The organism is Fictibacillus marinisediminis (genome assembly GCF_023149135.1).
GTDB lineage: Bacteria > Bacillota > Bacilli > Bacillales > Fictibacillaceae > Fictibacillus_C > Fictibacillus_C marinisediminis.
Map to the genome: position 1 here is coordinate 4,225,431 of NZ_JAIWJX010000002.1, position 17,133 is coordinate 4,242,563.

Annotated in this window: 14 protein-coding genes; 4 read left to right on the top strand and 10 right to left on the bottom strand. The window is 45.2% G+C overall.

The genetic code is table 11. The features are described 5' to 3' along the window. Positions 1–168: 168 nt before the first annotated feature. The 5 genes from LCY76_RS21990 to LCY76_RS22010 all read right to left on the bottom strand — a co-directional run bounded on the left by LCY76_RS21990 (position 169) and on the right by LCY76_RS22010 (position 6,878). Positions 169–1,941, bottom strand: coding sequence for a PAS domain S-box protein (locus LCY76_RS21990; protein ID WP_248254449.1), 1,773 nt, complete (start codon positions 1,939–1,941; stop codon positions 169–171). 130 nt (positions 1,942–2,071) lie between these two features. Then, positions 2,072–2,950 (bottom strand): agmatinase, encoded by an 879-nt coding sequence (gene speB / locus LCY76_RS21995; RefSeq protein ID WP_248254450.1) that lies wholly within the window; start codon positions 2,948–2,950, stop codon positions 2,072–2,074. A 221-nt stretch (positions 2,951–3,171) separates the two neighbouring features. After that, entirely contained in the window at positions 3,172–3,999 is an 828-nt protein-coding gene (gene speE, locus LCY76_RS22000; RefSeq protein WP_053356421.1) for a polyamine aminopropyltransferase, read from the bottom strand. A gap of 128 nt (positions 4,000–4,127) precedes the next feature. Continuing rightward, on the bottom strand, positions 4,128–5,066 hold the full coding sequence (locus LCY76_RS22005) for a ketopantoate reductase family protein (RefSeq protein WP_248254451.1): 939 nt from the start codon (positions 5,064–5,066) through the stop codon (positions 4,128–4,130). Positions 5,067–5,582: 516 nt separating this feature from the next. Continuing rightward, the gene (locus tag LCY76_RS22010) at positions 5,583–6,878 is read right to left on the bottom strand and encodes an amidohydrolase (protein WP_248254452.1); all 1,296 of its coding nucleotides are present in this window, start codon (positions 6,876–6,878) and stop codon (positions 5,583–5,585) included. A 118-nt stretch (positions 6,879–6,996) separates the two neighbouring features. On the opposite strand from LCY76_RS22010, the gene LCY76_RS22015 reads away from it, so the two are divergent. Beyond that, entirely contained in the window at positions 6,997–9,063 is a 2,067-nt protein-coding gene (locus tag LCY76_RS22015; protein WP_248254453.1) for a transglycosylase domain-containing protein, read from the top strand. A gap of 364 nt (positions 9,064–9,427) precedes the next feature. On the opposite strand, the gene LCY76_RS22020 is transcribed toward LCY76_RS22015, so the two are convergent. Then, positions 9,428–9,955: a YwhD family protein gene (locus LCY76_RS22020; RefSeq protein ID WP_248254454.1), complete on the bottom strand. Its 528-nt coding sequence runs from the start codon at positions 9,953–9,955 to the stop codon at positions 9,428–9,430. 212 nt (positions 9,956–10,167) lie between these two features. Here LCY76_RS22020 and LCY76_RS22025 point away from each other — a divergent pair, with 212 nt between their 5' ends. Beyond that, positions 10,168–11,481, top strand: a complete 1,314-nt coding sequence (locus LCY76_RS22025; protein WP_248254455.1) for an NCS2 family permease — start codon at positions 10,168–10,170, stop codon at positions 11,479–11,481. A 266-nt stretch (positions 11,482–11,747) separates the two neighbouring features. Here the strand turns inward: LCY76_RS22025 and LCY76_RS22030 are convergent, their stop codons facing one another. The 4 genes from LCY76_RS22030 to LCY76_RS22045 all read right to left on the bottom strand — a co-directional run bounded on the left by LCY76_RS22030 (position 11,748) and on the right by LCY76_RS22045 (position 15,183). Then, positions 11,748–12,641, bottom strand: a complete 894-nt coding sequence (locus LCY76_RS22030) for an STAS domain-containing protein (RefSeq protein ID WP_248254456.1) — start codon at positions 12,639–12,641, stop codon at positions 11,748–11,750. A gap of 118 nt (positions 12,642–12,759) precedes the next feature. Next, complete coding sequence (locus LCY76_RS22035) at positions 12,760–13,266, bottom strand: YwgA family protein (protein WP_248254457.1); 507 nt, start codon at positions 13,264–13,266, stop codon at positions 12,760–12,762. A 27-nt stretch (positions 13,267–13,293) separates the two neighbouring features. Then, the gene (locus LCY76_RS22040) at positions 13,294–14,580 is read right to left on the bottom strand and encodes an HD domain-containing protein (RefSeq protein ID WP_248254458.1); all 1,287 of its coding nucleotides are present in this window, start codon (positions 14,578–14,580) and stop codon (positions 13,294–13,296) included. Between the two features lie 279 nt (positions 14,581–14,859). Next, positions 14,860–15,183 (bottom strand): hypothetical protein, encoded by a 324-nt coding sequence (locus LCY76_RS22045; RefSeq protein ID WP_248254459.1) that lies wholly within the window; start codon positions 15,181–15,183, stop codon positions 14,860–14,862. 153 nt (positions 15,184–15,336) lie between these two features. On the opposite strand from LCY76_RS22045, the gene LCY76_RS22050 reads away from it, so the two are divergent. Together LCY76_RS22050 and lipL are read left to right on the top strand one after the other, a co-directional pair. Continuing rightward, positions 15,337–16,140: a class I SAM-dependent methyltransferase gene (locus LCY76_RS22050; protein ID WP_248254460.1), complete on the top strand. Its 804-nt coding sequence runs from the start codon at positions 15,337–15,339 to the stop codon at positions 16,138–16,140. Further along, positions 16,136–16,975, top strand: coding sequence for an octanoyl-[GcvH]:protein N-octanoyltransferase (gene lipL / locus LCY76_RS22055; RefSeq protein WP_248254749.1), 840 nt, complete (start codon positions 16,136–16,138; stop codon positions 16,973–16,975). The genes LCY76_RS22050 and lipL overlap by 5 nt, the downstream gene beginning before the upstream one ends. Positions 16,976–17,133: the final 158 nt, after the last annotated feature.

Consider the following 17,133-nt stretch of genomic DNA (forward strand, 5'->3'; position numbering starts at 1 on the left):
GATCCGTCCTTTTTATCATTTCTATTAAAATACAGAAGCACTGATTTGTTCTGTATGCCAATCTCATATGATTATTGTTTATAACTCAACTATTATAAAGGATTCTTCCCTATTTCTTCAACCTTACCCTTAAACAAAGAAAAACGCACTTCTCCTTCTGGAAGTGCGTCATGCGATTGGAAGGATGATTTGAACAGCTGTACCTCTGCCGGAATCGCTTTCTATATTGATTTGACCGAAATGCTCCTGGATGATTTTATAGCTCGTCATTAATCCGAGCCCGGTTCCCTTCTCTTTTGTCGAATAGAACGGTTCACCCAGTTTCTTTAGGCTTTCAGGCGGGATTCCGCATCCCTGATCCTGAATAATAATTTCAATGTTTCTGCCTTTGCGCTCACTGTCGATGTGGATGATTCCTCCATCCGGCATCGCTTCAATCGCATTTTTCACTAAGTTAATAAACACCTGCTTCAGTTCATTTTCCACACAGTTAATAAGAGGAAGATTTTCCTCCAAATCACAAACGATATGGACATTGTGAACAAGAGCCTGGCGGTCAAGCAGGTCCACGACGTAATGAATGAGCTCTTTGATGCCCTTCTTTTCGACCGTCTTGGATTGAGGTTTGGCAAGGATCAGCAGTTCCGTGATGATTTGCTCAATCCGGTTCAGCTCATCCAGCATAATGCCATAATACTTCTCGCAGTCCACGATTCCTTTAGATTGAAAAAGCTGAATAAAACCCTTCAGTGCGGTAAGCGGATTCCGGATTTCGTGAGCTACCGAAGCCGCAAGCTGGCCTACAATCGAAAGTTTATCAGACTTGCGAAGCAGTTCTTCCGCTTCCAGCCGTTCGGATATATCCCGTGTAACAGCGATAATTTCAATGACTTCACCGGTTAATTCATCCTTAATTCCCCTGCAGGTCGATTCAACACAGTGGTATTCGCCTTTTTTGCTCTTCAGCCTGAATTGGAAGTTGCTGATTTCGCTTCCCTTTAACAGTTGTTCATGTACCTTAAGCGATTGCCTAATATCACTTGGATGAAAGAGATCAAAGGCTTTTTTGGACAGCAATTCCTGAGGGGTATATCCGAGCAGCTGCTCGCATGCAGGTGAAACGTAGAGCATTTCTCCCTCCACATTATGAGTGGAGATTATATCGGTAGAGTTTTCGGCCAATAGCCTGTATCTCGATTCGCTTTCCTGCAGTTTTTCATGGGACAAAACCTGGTCTGTGATTTCCCGCCCGAAAACGAGCAAGTTTTTTCGAACGCCTTCCTCATCAAAGACCGGAATCTTGTATACATCAAAAATCCTGGCGCCTGAGGCCGTCGGAATCTTTTCTACACAACGCTGAAGTTTGCCTTCTTGCCAAACCCCTTCATCGGTTTCTATACAATAATCAAAAACCGGTTTGAAATAAGGAACTAACTGAGCAAGATCAGCATCGGTTTTTCCGATAAAATCTGTATGCGGGTAACCAAATATATCACCCGAAAATTTATTGGCGTAAACAAATTTCCCATATCCGTCCTTAATCCCGATAAAGTCAGGCACAATATTAGTTAAGGTAACCAATAGATCTTCCTGAAAATTTTCAATAGCTCCTGAGTTCACTTCTTCAACATCTGTGTTTACAGGCTTGAGAATACAGACTTGATATGCTTCATCTGTACCCAGATCATCTATACTCACATCCACAATCATCGAATCATGTATATCTCCAGACAATACGGCCTGCTGTTTGTTTCGTTTTATATTCAAGTCTGGAAGGAGGCTTGAGATGGGTAGGCCTTTCAGCTCCTCCTGTGCCCAGCCTGTCATTTTTTCTGCGGCTGAATTGATCTCCTGTATAGAAAAATCCTTGGTTAGAAGTATGATGGCATCTGACAGCTGATGCATAAAAGGCATCGGAGACCTTGTTAGCTTATTTCCCATTTCCCTCGCTCCTTTCTGCATTTGCATTCATTCACCTTAATAACTATATCAAAATAGACACAATTTTGTAACTTTTTTCGACACAAAAAGACTAAAACCAACAAACGGCTTTAGTCCTTTGTTTACTGTATTATTTTTTGTTGACCCAGCCGAGGAGAATTTCCCGAAGGAATTTACTCGCAGCGATCGGCGTCTGTTCAGAAGGGTCATAGATTGGAGCTACTTCAACCAGGTCAGCACCAATCACGTTGATGTCAGACTCGGAGATTAAGTGAATCGCTTCCAGCAATTCTTTGGATGTAATTCCACCTGCTTCCGCTGTTCCCGTACCCGGTGCATGAGCAGGATCAAGAACGTCAATGTCGATCGTTACGTAGACATTGCGGCCGGCAAGCGCAGGAAGTACCTTTTTCAAAGGATCAGCCACATCGAACTTATGCATATGCATGCCGGATTCTTTGGCAAATTGGAATTCCTCTCTCATTCCGGAACGAATACCGAAAGAGTAGACGTTTTCCGCTCCGATCAAACCGCACGCCTTGCGAATAGGAGTGGAGTGGGAAAGCGGCTCTCCCTCATACTGCTCCCGAAGATCAGCATGGGCATCGATATGGATGATGGCAAAATCATCATACTTGTTCTTCAATGCCTTAAAAATCGGCCAAGATACGAGATGCTCTCCGCCCATTCCAAGTGGAAACTTGCCGGCGTCAAGCAATGTTGCAACATATTCTTCGATAAGATCAAGGCTGCGCTGCGGATTTCCGAACGGAAGCGGAATGTCACCCGCGTCAAAATAATTTACTTCTTCAAGATGCTTGTCCGCGTATGGGCTGTATTCCTCAAGCCCCAAAGACGCTTCACGGATTCTTGCAGGGCCAAAGCGTGAACCCGGGCGGAACGATACCGTCCAGTCCATCGGCATTCCGTAGAGGACCGCATCTGCATTATCATAATCCTGTTTGCTTAAAATAAATACATTTCCAGAATAGGCTTCGTCAAATCGCATGACTTTTGTTGCCCCTTTCTCTTTCTGTGTGGCTTCAGCTCCGGCTTTCAGACCATTTTGGCAATTTACTTGCGATAATGATGGGTTTGCTTGCAAAACTGCCGGCTTTACTTGCAAAACTGGTAAGTTTACTTGCGGAAATCGGTCTTTTACTTGCGAAAAAGGAGACTTTACTTGCGAAACGCCTCATTTTTCAAAATCGCTGAAGTTCGGCTTCAGCCTTACTTGATCAGATCTCCTACAAACTTCGGCAATGCGAAGGCTGCTTTTTGAAGATCTTTTGTCCAGTATTTCGTTTCGATGTCATGGAAACGCTCTTCGTTCACTTCCAATGGATCGTATTGTTTTGAACCGATCGTGAATGTCCAGAGCCCGCTTGGGTACGTCGGGATGTTGGCCGTATAAAGACGGGTAATCGGGAAGATTTCGCTCACGTCTTTAAATACTTTTGAGATCAATTCAGGTGTAAACCAAGGGTTGTCTGTTTGAGCAACGAAAATACCGTCCTCTTTCAGCGCTTTTGAGATACCTTCATAGAAACCTTTTTCAAATAATTTCGCAGCAGGCCCTACAGGCTCAGTAGAGTCAACCATGATCACATCATACTTGTTCTCGCTTGTTGCGATGTGCATGAAGCCGTCATCCACTTTTACTTCCACGCGCGGGTTATCAAGCTCACCTGCGATTTCAGGAAGGTATTGCTTGGAATACTCGATAACCTTGCCATCGATTTCAACCAATGTTGCTTTTTCTACGGAAGGGTGCTTCAGAACTTCACGGATGACACCGCCGTCTCCTCCGCCGACAACAAGAACTTGCGTTGGGTTCGGGTGAGTAAACAAAGGTACGTGTGCTACCATTTCATGATAAACAAACTCGTCCTTTTGCGTGGTCATGACCATACCGTCAAGCACAAGCATGTTTCCGAATTCTTCTGTTTCTACCATATCAAGCTTTTGGAATTCTGTTTGCTCCGTCACATATGTGCGTTTGATTTTCGCAGTAATTCCAAAGTTTTTCGTCTGTTTTTCCGTGAACCATAATTCCACGTTCATCACTCCTCTATTTGAAATGCCAGGCATCGTTGTTCTTTTAACAAACATAACGATTATAGCATTTACCCTTTTGTTATTCCACACGCAATTTCAGTTAAACCCCACACCAGAGAGCTGACGATCTACGGTTTTGCCGCAACTGAGACAACACCGCTTTCAAACGGCTTGATTAAAGCGTACAAAGCTGCGGTATACGACAGCTCCAGCATGCTTTGTTCCGCCAGCCGCAGAGCCCCCCCCTGCAAATGATCGACCTCAAGAAACAGGCTCTTGCGTCTGTCCTGATGCATGGAAGAAGTAGCTTCGTAAGGAAGGCCTTCAATTCGCGCCATTGTCTCCTCAATGTCCTGTTCTTCCAGTCCGACTTGAAAAGTATTGGCAAGGTTCTTCATTTCCGTCAGCACGGAACGGAACAGCTGAAGTGTCTCCTCTTGTTCTCGTATTCTTCCGATTGGCAGGTTGGCTGCCGTTGTTACTCCTGAGAAAGCCGTAATGAACATATATTTTTGCCAGAGACTTTTAATAATGTCAGGACTCAGTGCAGCATTCATCCTGCTTTTTTCCATCATGTGATAAAGGGATTCACACATTTCCTGCTGTGAAGGAACTAGCGCACCAAAAACAATGTCATGCTGCCCGCTCGTATGTATCACATGCCCTTTCTCGTCCAGGGTGGCAATGATAAAAGCCAAGCCGCCGAGCACAGCATCCTCTCCAAGCTCGTCCTGAAGCTTATAAATATGTTCGATCCCATTCAGCAGAGGAAGGACTCGAGCCCCCTGTCCAACAAGCTGTTTCAGGAAAGGAAGCGCCTGTTCAAGATGATAGCCTTTTAAAGATAGCAAAACAAGATCACAGGAGCCCGCCTCATCCGGATGAAGAATCAGCTTTGGTTCATCCAGCTCGTAATCTCCTGCCACACTATGGATAAACAGGCCCTGCTCCTCGATCTCTCTCTTTCTTCTTTCCCGTACTAAAAAGGAGACCTCGTGGCCCGCCTCAAGCCACCTTCCCCCAAAATAGACTCCTAAGGCGCCTGCACCAAACACAACAACCTTCATCTTCTCACCTTGCCTTCTATTATATTCGGAAATTTCTCTCTTTTTATAGTACCGCAAAGTAAATGGATACCCAAATGAAAAAACAGTTTCCATAGCCGCCTTTTTTCCTATCTTTTTTAACATTGAATGTTATCTCGCGGCAGATGGTATAATGAGAAGACAATAGTATAGGTTCCTTAGGGTGGTCGGCGCACTCCTATAAGCTAAAAGCTCAACCAATCGTGTAAAGGCTTTACGCGAAAGGGGGTGATGCCTCTGACGATATTTGAAGCGCTTATGTTTGCGGTCGCTTTTGCGTCCCTTATCGTTTCTGTTTTATCGCATAAAAAATAGACCGCCCTTCAGCCCCAACTCAAGGAAACGGTCTATTTTTCTGACTTTGCTTTGAATCATAGCCGATCCCCCTGGGGAGAGCCGACTATTGACAGCCGCTGGCCAGCATGCCAGCGGTCTTATTTTATTACGTTTCTGCCTTTATCATACCATCAATATAAAAATTTGTCAGTGAAAGCCTCATTAAAGCCGCCTCAAAAGATTTTCTGCACTTTGCTTCGCTTCAAACATCACTTTCTCTTCATCCATCGTCAACAGTTCCCGATTTTTCATAACAATCTTCCCATCGATCATGACAGAATCAACATCCTGACCCGCAGCGGCATACACAAGAAGAGAAGCATCATGATGTGCCGGCAGCAGATGCGGCTGGTTCATGTTAAGAAACAGCAGATCCGCTTTTTTGCCAGGTTCAATACTTCCTGTTTCCTTGCCGATCCCAAGAATTTCAGCACCGTTCTGCGTTGCCATTGTCAATACTTCATGAGCGGATAGGGAAGAAGCATCCTCATGAAGCAATTTTTGCATCCAGGCTGCTGCCTTCATTTCCATAAACATGTCCAGTGTGCTCGCACTTCCCGGACCGTCTGTTCCCAGCCCTACCTTAAGCCCGCGTTTTTTCAGCTCAACCACATTGCTTGTTCCGCACCCGAGCTTGGCGTTGCTCACCGGATTGTGAATGATGCCGCCCTTCACCGATTCCAGAATGGAAAGGTCTTCTTCCGTAAAGTGAACGCCGTGCGCAAGAACAACCCTTGTATCTTCAAAAAATCCAGCCGCCTGCAAGTATTGCACCGGGCTCATGCCGTGCCTTTCCTGAATCATCACCCGCTCATCCGAGGTCTCTGCAAGGTGGGTGTGCAGCGGCACATCCAGTTCTTTTGCCAGCTTTACAGCGTCACTTAAGAAATCCGGCGGGCACATGTATGGTGAATGCGGGGCAACCATTGCCGTGATCCGACCTTCAGCGCTTCCGTGCCAGCGCTCCACAAGCTGGCGTGATTCCTCGATACGGTCACTGTAGTTCGAGTCCATCGCGATCATCCCTCTTGCCAACGAGGCACGTATTCCGGTCTCCTGCACCGCTTTTGCAATCGTGTCCATATCTATGTACATATCGGCATAAGCCGTCGTACCGCTTTTGATCATTTCCGCCATGGACAGCATGGCTCCCCAGTAGCGGTCTTCACTCGTCATCTTCATCTCTGCCGGCAGCATCTTTTTATTGAGCCAATCCATTAATGGCAGATCATCACTGTAGCAGCGCAGCAAGGACATCGGTGTATGCTGGTGCCCGTTGATGAGGCCTGGCATGATAAGCAAGTTCTTAACATCCCACACTTCATGATCGCTGTACAGGTGCTCCAGGCTCCCTATCTCTTTGATCGTATTTCCATCTATTAATATATCATCCTGCCTCGCCGTCCAAGTTCCATTCATTTCATTAAGATATCGTGCATTTTTTAAAATCAACGCCATAACCCTCCCGTTTCGTCCTTTTGTATGGAACAAGTATAACATTTCCCTCTTTCCCTACGTTTAGAAGATGCCTCACTCTCCCATACTAAATAATGAAAAAATGAAGGAGGGTATAGGCATGTCCTGGATCAAGCGCTGGAAGGAGTACACTGCACTACAAAAAGCAAAAGCAATCGGTAAACTGGCCGCCTTTATGGGCGGAGGAATGGCTGTATGCCTTCTCGGCGTGCTGCTGCTGGCTAAACTGATGGGCCCTCCTCCTTTGCTCGTTCCACAGACGACTGTCATCCATGCCCGGGACGGAGAAGAGATCGGCGAGATCAATAATTCCGGTGAGAAGCGTTTTTGGGTTCCATTGGACAAAATGAGCCCTGCCCTTATACAGGCGACTATTGCCATAGAAGATAAGAATTTCTATCATCATCACGGTTTCGATCTAAAACGAATCGCCGCCGCTCTGCTGGCAGACATCAGGGCCGGAGCAAAGGTTCAGGGAGCGAGCACCATCTCCCAGCAGTTTGCGAGGAATCTCTTTTTAACTCATGATAAAACATGGTTTCGAAAAGCGATGGAAGCCTTTTACACGATAAGGCTGGAGATGAATTATTCTAAAAATGATATTCTCGAAGGTTATTTAAATACCATCTATTACGGCCACGGAACGTATGGCATACAATCCGCTTCTGCTTATTATTTCGGCAAGGATTCAAGCCATCTCAACGTTTCCGAAGCCTCCATGCTGGCAGGCATACCCAAAGGGCCAGCCTATTATTCTCCTCTCTATCATGAAGAACGGGCAAAAGAGCGGCAGTCCATCATCTTAAGAGCAATGGAGAAAAACCAGTTTCTGTCTAAGAAGGAAGCAGCGGCTGCGGCTGCAGCTCCACTTACGATTGTGAGTGAAAAAGAAGAACAAAAGCCCAAAATCGCTCCTTACTTTCAGGCTGAGGTTATGAAGACACTGAAAAACAAGCTAAAAATCGATCCGAAGCTAGTAGAGCTTGGCGGACTTCACATCTACACGACCCTGGATGTTTCCATGCAGGAAGCCGCCGAAAAGGAGATCGAGGAACGAATCGATCAAAATTCCTCCATCCAGACCGCTCTTGTCTCCATGGATCCGAGGAACGGAGACGTTAAAGCACTCGTCGGCGGCCGGAGTTTTGCAGAAAGTCCATTTGACAGGGCCGTCCAGGCAAAACGTGCTCCCGGTTCAACCTTTAAGCCGTTCTTGTACTACACAGCGTTAAATAACGGCTATACGCCATCCACTGCCATTAAGAGTGAACCGACCTCGTTTGCGATGGGGGACGGGCAAAAGGATTATGAGCCAAAGAACTACAACAATCTGTATGCCTATGATTTCATCACTCTCTCTGAAGCTCTGGCGCTATCCGATAATATTTATGCGGTCAAGACCAACCTTTATCTCGGGCCGAAAAAACTTGTCAAAGCAGCGCGCCAGTTCGGGATCAAGAGCCCTTTATCCAGTGTTCCTTCCTTAGCTCTCGGAACTAAAGGGGTAAGCGTCATGGAGATGACGAACGCCTATAACCTATTCGCGAACGGAGGCAAAAGGGTCGAACCGGTTTTCATTAAGAAAATCACCGACAGCAAAGGGAACGTTATTTATGAGCATCAATATAAGAAAAAACAGGTTCTCGACAAACGGGCCGCTTTCGTTATGACCGACTTGATGAAAGGGATGTTTGATGAAAAGCTGAACGACTACACGAAGGTCACCGGCTCAAGCATTGATCAGTACTTGACCCGTCCGGCTGCAGGAAAATCCGGCTCCACACCGACCGACAGCTGGATGGTCGGCTTTACACCACAGCTGACAACAGGCGTCTGGATCGGCTATGACCAGGGAAAAGAGATCAACCGGATCAACGATGGGAGCTATTCCAAAAAAATCTGGGTCCATTACATGGAAGACGCCTTAAAAAATGAGCCAGCAACTGCCTTTAAGAAGCCAAAAGGCGTCGTCAGTGTGATGGTCAATCCAAAAAACGGGAAACTTGCTACGGAAAATTGCCCAGTGAAGCGGCGTACGTATTATATAGAAGGAACAGAGCCAACAGAATACTGCCACGAGCATGCGGGGGACCGCCCGTTGGATGACAGCGGACTCGATCAGAAGAGAAAAGGATGGTTTCAGAAGGTCTTTCCTTGGTGGCATTAATTTAATGGGGATAAAAGGATCCGCTCCAGGTGTTTTGGGGCGGATCTTTTGGTTTACTTGCGGAATTGGTGCTATTACTTGCGGTTCGACAAAGATTACTTGCGACTTTCCGTGCGTTACTTGCGAAAATGCCCGAATTACTTGCGATTCGACACATTTTACTTGCAAAACGCATCATTTTCATAAAAATCAAGCACATCAAAATTCCGGACAAAATAAACAGCCCGGGTGCTCGAAAGCTCCCGGGCTGTTTATTGTCCTAGCAACATTGTGTGTGCAATGCTAGTTTTAGTTTACTGTATTCCACGGAATTGTCACAAGTTTTTTAGAAAATGTTCAAAAAAGGTTCATAACTCTTCCAATTTTATGGCAATAATTTCCTTACTCCTTCAGAAGAACGGTTAAACGTGCCTTCATCATGGTTTTTCAAAAACTCTCCCAGCAGCACTTTTGATTTTTCATCCATGTCGTCGATGATAACATGGCCTTTTAATGATTTATCCATTCTGTTCACGTGCTCAGGCAGGCTTTTATAGCCTCGCCGTGCTTCTGCATCAATCTGCATTTCACATGCAGTCACACCGTAATAGAAAGGCCCTTCTTCATTTCGGTTAATCGTTACCCAGACGAGCCAGTACAACCTTGGATTTGGAGTATTGGCTCGGTCAGGCGTAAATTTAATACGCTTTTCTATATCACTGCGGGCATGCATCGCACCCATGTCCACATAGGCATCACCATCAACAGGGTCTACGATGACAGGCGTCATATGGTCAAGGCTTAACGCTCCTACTCCGTAACCGCCATGGCCGTCTGTAGAGTCACCGCTTAAAATCGTGAATCCCATGCCTTTTTTGTTTTTATTCTGATCTGATCCGAAAATATCCTTCATGATAACCCTCCCGACATCACTTCAATTCTATCTCTATTTTACCACAACTCTCAGCGATTTAAGACTGCAATGCCTTTTACCCTCGTATCATATGAAGATAAAGAGGTAACAATACAAAGGGGAAACTTCTTTAAATAGATTGCATTACATCCTAAAAACGAATATTATAATTAAGTATTCAAAAAATGTTCGTATTTATTGGAGGTACACCCATGTTTTCATCATTCTTTAGACTAAAAGAACGCGGAACTAACGTAAGAACCGAAGTCACTTCAGGGATTACAACCTTTTTAACGATGGTCTACATCGTTGTCGTCAACCCTATTGTTCTTCACTCTGCCGGGGTTCCTTTTAATACAGTTTTCATAGCAACCATTATCGCTACGGTTGTTGGAACGCTCTGGATGGCACTGTTCGCCAACTTGCCAATCGCCATCGCGCCGGGAATGGGGCTCAATGCCTATTTCGCTTTTTCAGTCGTCGGCAACCATACCAATATCTCGTATCAAACCGCTTTTGGCGCTGTGTTCGTAGCCGGTATTATCTTTGTCATTCTATCATTGACACCTTTTCGTGAAAAATTAATCGAGGCGATTCCCGCCAACTTAAAATACGGCATCACCGCTGGAATTGGTTTGTTTATCGCCTTTATCGGGATGCGCATGACGGGGATCATCACCGCTCATAAAGAAAACTTGGTCGCTTTGGGAAACCTTCATTCTCATTCCGTTATGCTTGCGCTCGCCGGATTGGCTATTACCCTCATCTTAATGGCTTTGAATGTGAATGGTGCGCTATTCTTTGGAATGATTATTACCGGGATTATTGCGTACTTTACCGGCCAATTAAAATTCAACGGCATCGCTTCCGTTCCGGAGATGCCAAAATCTTTATTCATTTTCGGAGATCCGATGACCGCTTTCGCTGACGTCTTTCATTACGGACTATTCGCCGTTGTCTTCTCCTTCCTGCTCGTAACCATTTTCGACACAACTGGAACAATGGTCGGTGTCGCCGAGCAAGCCGGTTTAATGAAAAATAATAAAATGCCAAGGGCCCGTGAAGCGCTGCTTGCAGATTCTGTAGCCACTACAGTAGGTGCAGCTCTTGGAACAAGCCCGACAAGCGCTTATATTGAATCTTCTTCTGGTGTAGCAGCAGGAGGACGTACTGGCCTTACATCTGTTACAGTTGCCGTTCTTTTTATCATATCTGCCTTTTTCTCGCCGCTGGTGGGGGCCATTTCCGGTCTTTCAGCGATAACAGCTCCGACGTTGATCATTGTCGGCAGCCTGATGCTTGGAGCTTTAGGAAAGATCAAATGGGATGAGCTGGACGAAGCGTTCCCTGCTTTTATTATCATTTTGACCATGCCGCTGACATCAAGCATCGCAACAGGGATTGCTTTCGGTTTCATCTCTTACCCGCTATTAAAAATTGCCCGTGGCAAATGGCGTGAAGTACCGTTTCTCGTGTATTTGTTTGCAGTACTGTTTTTCTATCAGCTCGCCTTCTTGCCTCATTAAAAAAAAGGTCTTTAAAGCATTTAGCTGAACATTTCTGTATAAAAAAGCAAGCACCCTTTTAAAAGGTCGCTTGCTTTTTTTCTTTTTCCAGATCGTGTAACTAAAACTGATTAAAAAGTCAGCAGCTAAAAATGCTATTTAGTCATTCACACACGTACCAAACAATAACAGCGACAATTATCACAGTTCCATTCTCCTGTTTTATCCCACATAAAAAAGCTGATTTGCCGCCGTTCATATTTCAGGCATAATCAGCTTTTTGGGGCTTAAAATATAGAGTTTCCTAAGGAAGCAGGCTTTTCATTTTTTCGTTCAAATCCAACCATTGTGATGGCTTGCTGCAGGCTTCCGCATACAGAAACTCCCTCAAAACTAACACCTAAAGAGACAACAGTCTGAGCAATTTCAGGGCGAATCCCTGTTAACACTACTTTAACCCCAAGCAGTTTCAATGAGTTGATGACTTGGAACAAATTATGAGCAACCATGGTATCGATGATCGCTACTCCTGAGAGATCAATCATCAATTGTTCCACTTGAAGTTCTGTGCAGCGGGTCAGCGTTTGCTCCATGATCATCTGGGACCGGTGTGTGTCAATCTCCCCAATAATCGGAAGCACGGCAATCCCCTTCGCCAGAGGTACGACCGGAACCGAAAGTTCAAGGAGCGCAAGCTGGGCGACCTCCATCTTTTTACGGTTATGCCGGACGAAGGCGATGCTATAGCTATAGATGCACCGGTCGAGCAACGTGTCGATAATGGATGTAATTTGTATGAACTCTTTCCTCGAAAGATCAACTTTCTCGGCTTCCTCATCAATGATATGCAGCATAGCCTGGCGAAAAAAACGAAGGCCATCCAGCGATTCATCCAACGGAATATCCTCCAGGACAGCAATTTCTCCTGCTTTTTCTCCCCATTTCGTAATTTTTTGAAAGGAAGTATCGTAGTCTGATACCAGCGCTTCTCCCAAATAGAAAAGAAACTGTTCATATAATTGCTTACTTTCTTCTTCTGTAATCGTCCTCAGCTTCCGATCCATCATTTTCTTGATGGATTCGGGGTTCTCCTGCATCTGAAGATAAGCGGATCTCTCGGTTATCTTTTGGATCTGCTCTACAATTCTCTCACTGATGAGCTGAATCTTCTTTTTGTTCATATGTTCTCCCTGTAACCATTAGAATACTTTTATTTTACAAGAATCTATTATATTTACAACCAGTATTTTACATGGGTATAGAGAATAAGCATTAATCAGACAGCCCGAAGAGATATACTTACTGAACAATACAGTTTTCAAGCTGGCTGATAAACGTATAACCCTCCTGAATTTCTGCATCGCTGTATTTTTGTTTTGCCTTTAATGTCTGAATCTTGACTTTAACTTCGTCTGCCGGCAAATGCGAAAAGAATAAAATGGTAGAAACAAGTTCGAGAAATCGTGAGGACTGTTCGTTCATGGACCTTACGCATTCTCCAAGTTTCGGTATCTTCTTTCCATAGCTAGTCAAAAAGTCTTCTCCCTCATTATTGAGAGAATAGCGGTATTGGGAATAGCCGCTGACTTTTTCTTTGATTTCGTGCACATAGCCCAGGTTGCACAGCTCTTCGACGCGCAGCGTTAATTCTTCTGAATAAGGGCCGTAAAAGTGAAACTCATATTTTTCCTGAAAAGGGAAGTTCAGCTTTTTAGCGATATAAATCATCTTCTGCAGCTTTTTTCGCCCGACGACTTCCCCGGCCTCCTTAATGACCGTTATGACCTTTAAATGATCATCAAACACAGTATTTCCCCCTTAACATAAAACCTGTTAATCCTTTTTCAGTATGTGTTTTATCTTTTGTTTCAGCTTATTGTCATCTATCTTTTCGATCAGATCAGCTGGATAGTAGAGCTTATGGTCTGTTCTTCTTTTCCCTGAAATCGCCTCTACTACATCTGATTCTCTCGAAAGTTCACGGATTTCGCCATTCGCCTTTAAAAGGTTGATAGGCAGCCTTTCCTCTTTTTCCCCCGGTCTGTAAAAGTCGTACGGCAGATCAGAGGAGGAATCAATTACAAGATAGTATTTCGGGTCGATGCCTGCTTCTTCAAAATAACCTGACAGGCGCAGAACTTCTGAAACGGAAACCATCTCCGAGTATTTAAAAAGCTTCCGGTCCAAAAAGCGGCGGCAGAGGTCACGCAAGATTCGGTCTTCCTCGTCCATCCAAACTTGGAAATAATACTGCATGACTCCCTCATCCAGCTTTATGTAGTCCTCTAATGTAATTTCCCCTTCGAACAGTGAGCGGAAATGCGTTAAATCCTGCTTAAATTGATAGCCCCCCTGATAGAGGTCCTTTGCCCGGTGTAGGATTTTGCTCAAAATCACTTCGGCGCTTCTCGTTACCGGGTGAAAATACACCTGCCAATACATCTGGTATCGGCTCATAATATAATCTTCAACAGCATGCATGCCGCTTGCTTTAATAACGGCTCCGTCTTCCATCGGGCGCATGACCCGGAGGATTCGCTCGAGATCGAAGTTTCCGTAGCTTACGCCTGTGAAATAGGCATCGCGCAGGAGATAATCCATCCGATCAGCATCTATCTGGCTGGAGATCAAACTGACGACCAGCTTGTCATGATAGGTCTTTTCGATGACTTCTGCTACTTTTCTGGGGAATTCTTCTCCTTGCAGGCGGAGAACCTCATTCACTTCCGTATCGCCTAAAAGAATATCCCTTGTATAATCTTCATGATCCACACCGAACACTTTCTCGAATGAGTGGGAAAAAGGTCCATGTCCAATGTCATGCAGCAGTGCAGCACAAAGAACCAGCATCCGTTCGTCTTCGTTCCAGTGCGGCCTGTTTTGAAAAATTTCAACGATCCGTCTTGTAATCTCGTATACGCCGAGAGAGTGGCTGAAACGGCTGTGTTCAGCTCCATGAAACGTCAAATAGGTAGTACCCAGCTGGCGAATCCGTCGAAGGCGCTGAAATTCACGCGTGCCTATCAGCCGCCAGATCAGCTCGTCCCTTACATGGATGTAACGGTGAACCGGATCTTTAAACACCTTTTCTTCATTCAACTGACCCATTTCTTTCGCCATATCGTAATAAATGCTCCTTCAGCCGCAATTAGTTTATGTTTATAGTTCTGCTAAAAAAAGAAAATCCCTTCTCATGCTTGTGTTCGCCAGAAGGATTGTCATATTTGCTGTATGATTATTTTCATTGTGAAGTATACCCTATTTTACGCGGTTTTGAATCATGAAACAACAAACAAAAAAAGCGGTTTTCGACAGCTGTATATCTTCTATCGCAGCCATGCTTTCTTTTTCTTGTGCTATCAAAAAAAGAAAGGAGACCCATGGGGCGCTCCTCTCTTTTTATTGCGTATCAACCACCCGGCTGTCTTTGTCCTCCTGCCGGTAGGCGTCGACCAATAATAAAATGGCAGAAATAATATGCATGATCATGCCGACAAACGGGATCCATGCGATGCAGGAAGTCACGATGCCGAGAATGCTTCCGTGCCTTGCTGTCCCTTCTTTCGCTGAAAAGACGAGTGTAGCAATATGGAGGGCAAGCGCAATAGCAAGCGGCGTCCACAGAAAGGAAACCACGATGGTTCCACCTACAAACGGAATGCCCAGGAGCGCTTCAAATCCTCCTGAAACCCACTTTAACGTCCTGGATAGGTTCTTATTCAACAGATCTCCTCCTTTTGTCCTTTTCTCTTCCATTCACTATACCTATGCTTACGTAAATACATTCCAAAAAGTTGCAATTATTTTTCCGGCATGGAAGCTCTGCGGCCTGTTGCGTTATACTAGTAAAGAATGATAGAAGCAGGAGGTTGACTCGTGGATCACACACAACAAAACCAGAACAGTCAGGCTTGGAATGAAAAGTCTTACGAAGCCTGGACCCATCGATTTGGCGAGCCGGCGAAAGCCGCTGCTAAAATAAAAAAAGACCCGGTAAAGCGGCTGAGTCCGCTTGAAACCTATATAGGCGATGTGAAAGGAAAAAAAGTCTGCAATCTTCTTGGATCCCATGGCAGCAAAGCGGTTGCTTTGGCACTGCTTGGTGCAGAAGCAACCGTCATCGACCTTTCAGAACCGAACGAACGCTACGCTAAAGAGCTTGCCCGTGAGGCCGGCGTCCCGCTTCGCTATATCAAGAGCGATGTTCTTGAGCTGCCGGAGGAAGAACTTTCAGGAGAATATGATCTTGTTTTTACAGAGAACGGAATTCTTCATTATTTTACAGATCTGGTGCCATTCTTTACGTCGGTATACCGCTTGCTTAAACAGGGTGGAAGGTTCGTCCTGCAAGATTTCCATCCGATCTCAACCAAGCTGATTACCTCACAGGGAAAAAGCCAGTCTGCCAGAAAACACAAGGTGAGCGGAGACTATTTCAGTACGGCTCTGGAAACGGTGGATGTATCGTACTCCAAGTTTCTTCCTGAGCTCCAATATGCGACAGAAGAGGAAAGAAAGCCATTTCAAGTATCCATCCGCAAGTGGACACTTGGTGAAATCATTACTGCGATCGGAGCGTCTGGCCTGTTTATTACAGGGCTGAAAGAAGAGCCGCATCCTGGTGATTTTGATCAGGGTATTCCTAAATCCTTCATCATTGAAGCAGAGAAGCGTGATTAGTATGAACGCTTCATTGTTATTTCAGCCAAAATGGCGCATCATTGACCAGTCAAGCCTCGGTCCGTCTTTTGATGCCCTGCAGTCTTTTGCAATGGATGATACGCTCTGTACATCGATTGGAGCGGGAGAGTCTTCTCCAACCGTCCGTACTTGGGTGCATCATGACACCATTGTCCTCGGCATCCAGGATACACGCCTACCGTATCTGAATGAAGGTATACAGTATTTAAAATCAAGGGGATACCGGGTGATCGTCCGCAATTCGGGCGGTCTTGCTGTGGTGCTTGATGAAGGCGTATTGAATATTTCCATCATCCTTCCCGAAAAGGACAGCAGTATCGAGATCAACAAGGGATATGACACGATGGTCGAGCTCATCCAAAAAATGCTGAGCCCGTATGGTATTGATTTCGAAGCAAGAGAGATCATCGGCTCGTATTGTCCGGGAAGCTATGATTTAAGCGTGGATGGAAAGAAGTTTGCAGGCATCTCACAGCGGCGGATCCGCAATGGGGCGGCCGTGCAGATCTACTTATGTGTCAACGGGAGCGGTTCCGGGAGAGCAGAAGCAATCCGGGAGTTTTACCGTCATGGTCTTCAGGGAGAACCCACGAAATTCAGCTATCCCGAAATACGGCCAGAAGTGATGGCCTCACTGTCCGAGTTGACCGGAACAGAGTTGTCTGTCAGCGACTTGATGACTAGACTCCTCTTTGTATTAAAAGAAGAAAGCAGCCACCTCGTTTCATCCCCTCTGTCCGTAAGTGAGATTCAATTACACGATTACAACTATCAGCGGGTATGGGAACGAAATGAAAAAGCACTGGAGATTTAATCTCTCAGTGCTTTTTTGGTCTTATTATAAGGCTGTTTTCGCTACCTTTGTTGCTCTTGAAAGTGGTTGATTTCCGTTTCAGGAGGCTCGCACCTTACACTCCAATCAACTTGTCAATGAAGATTCTTTACAAAAATGTTCCCATAGCAACAATCTTT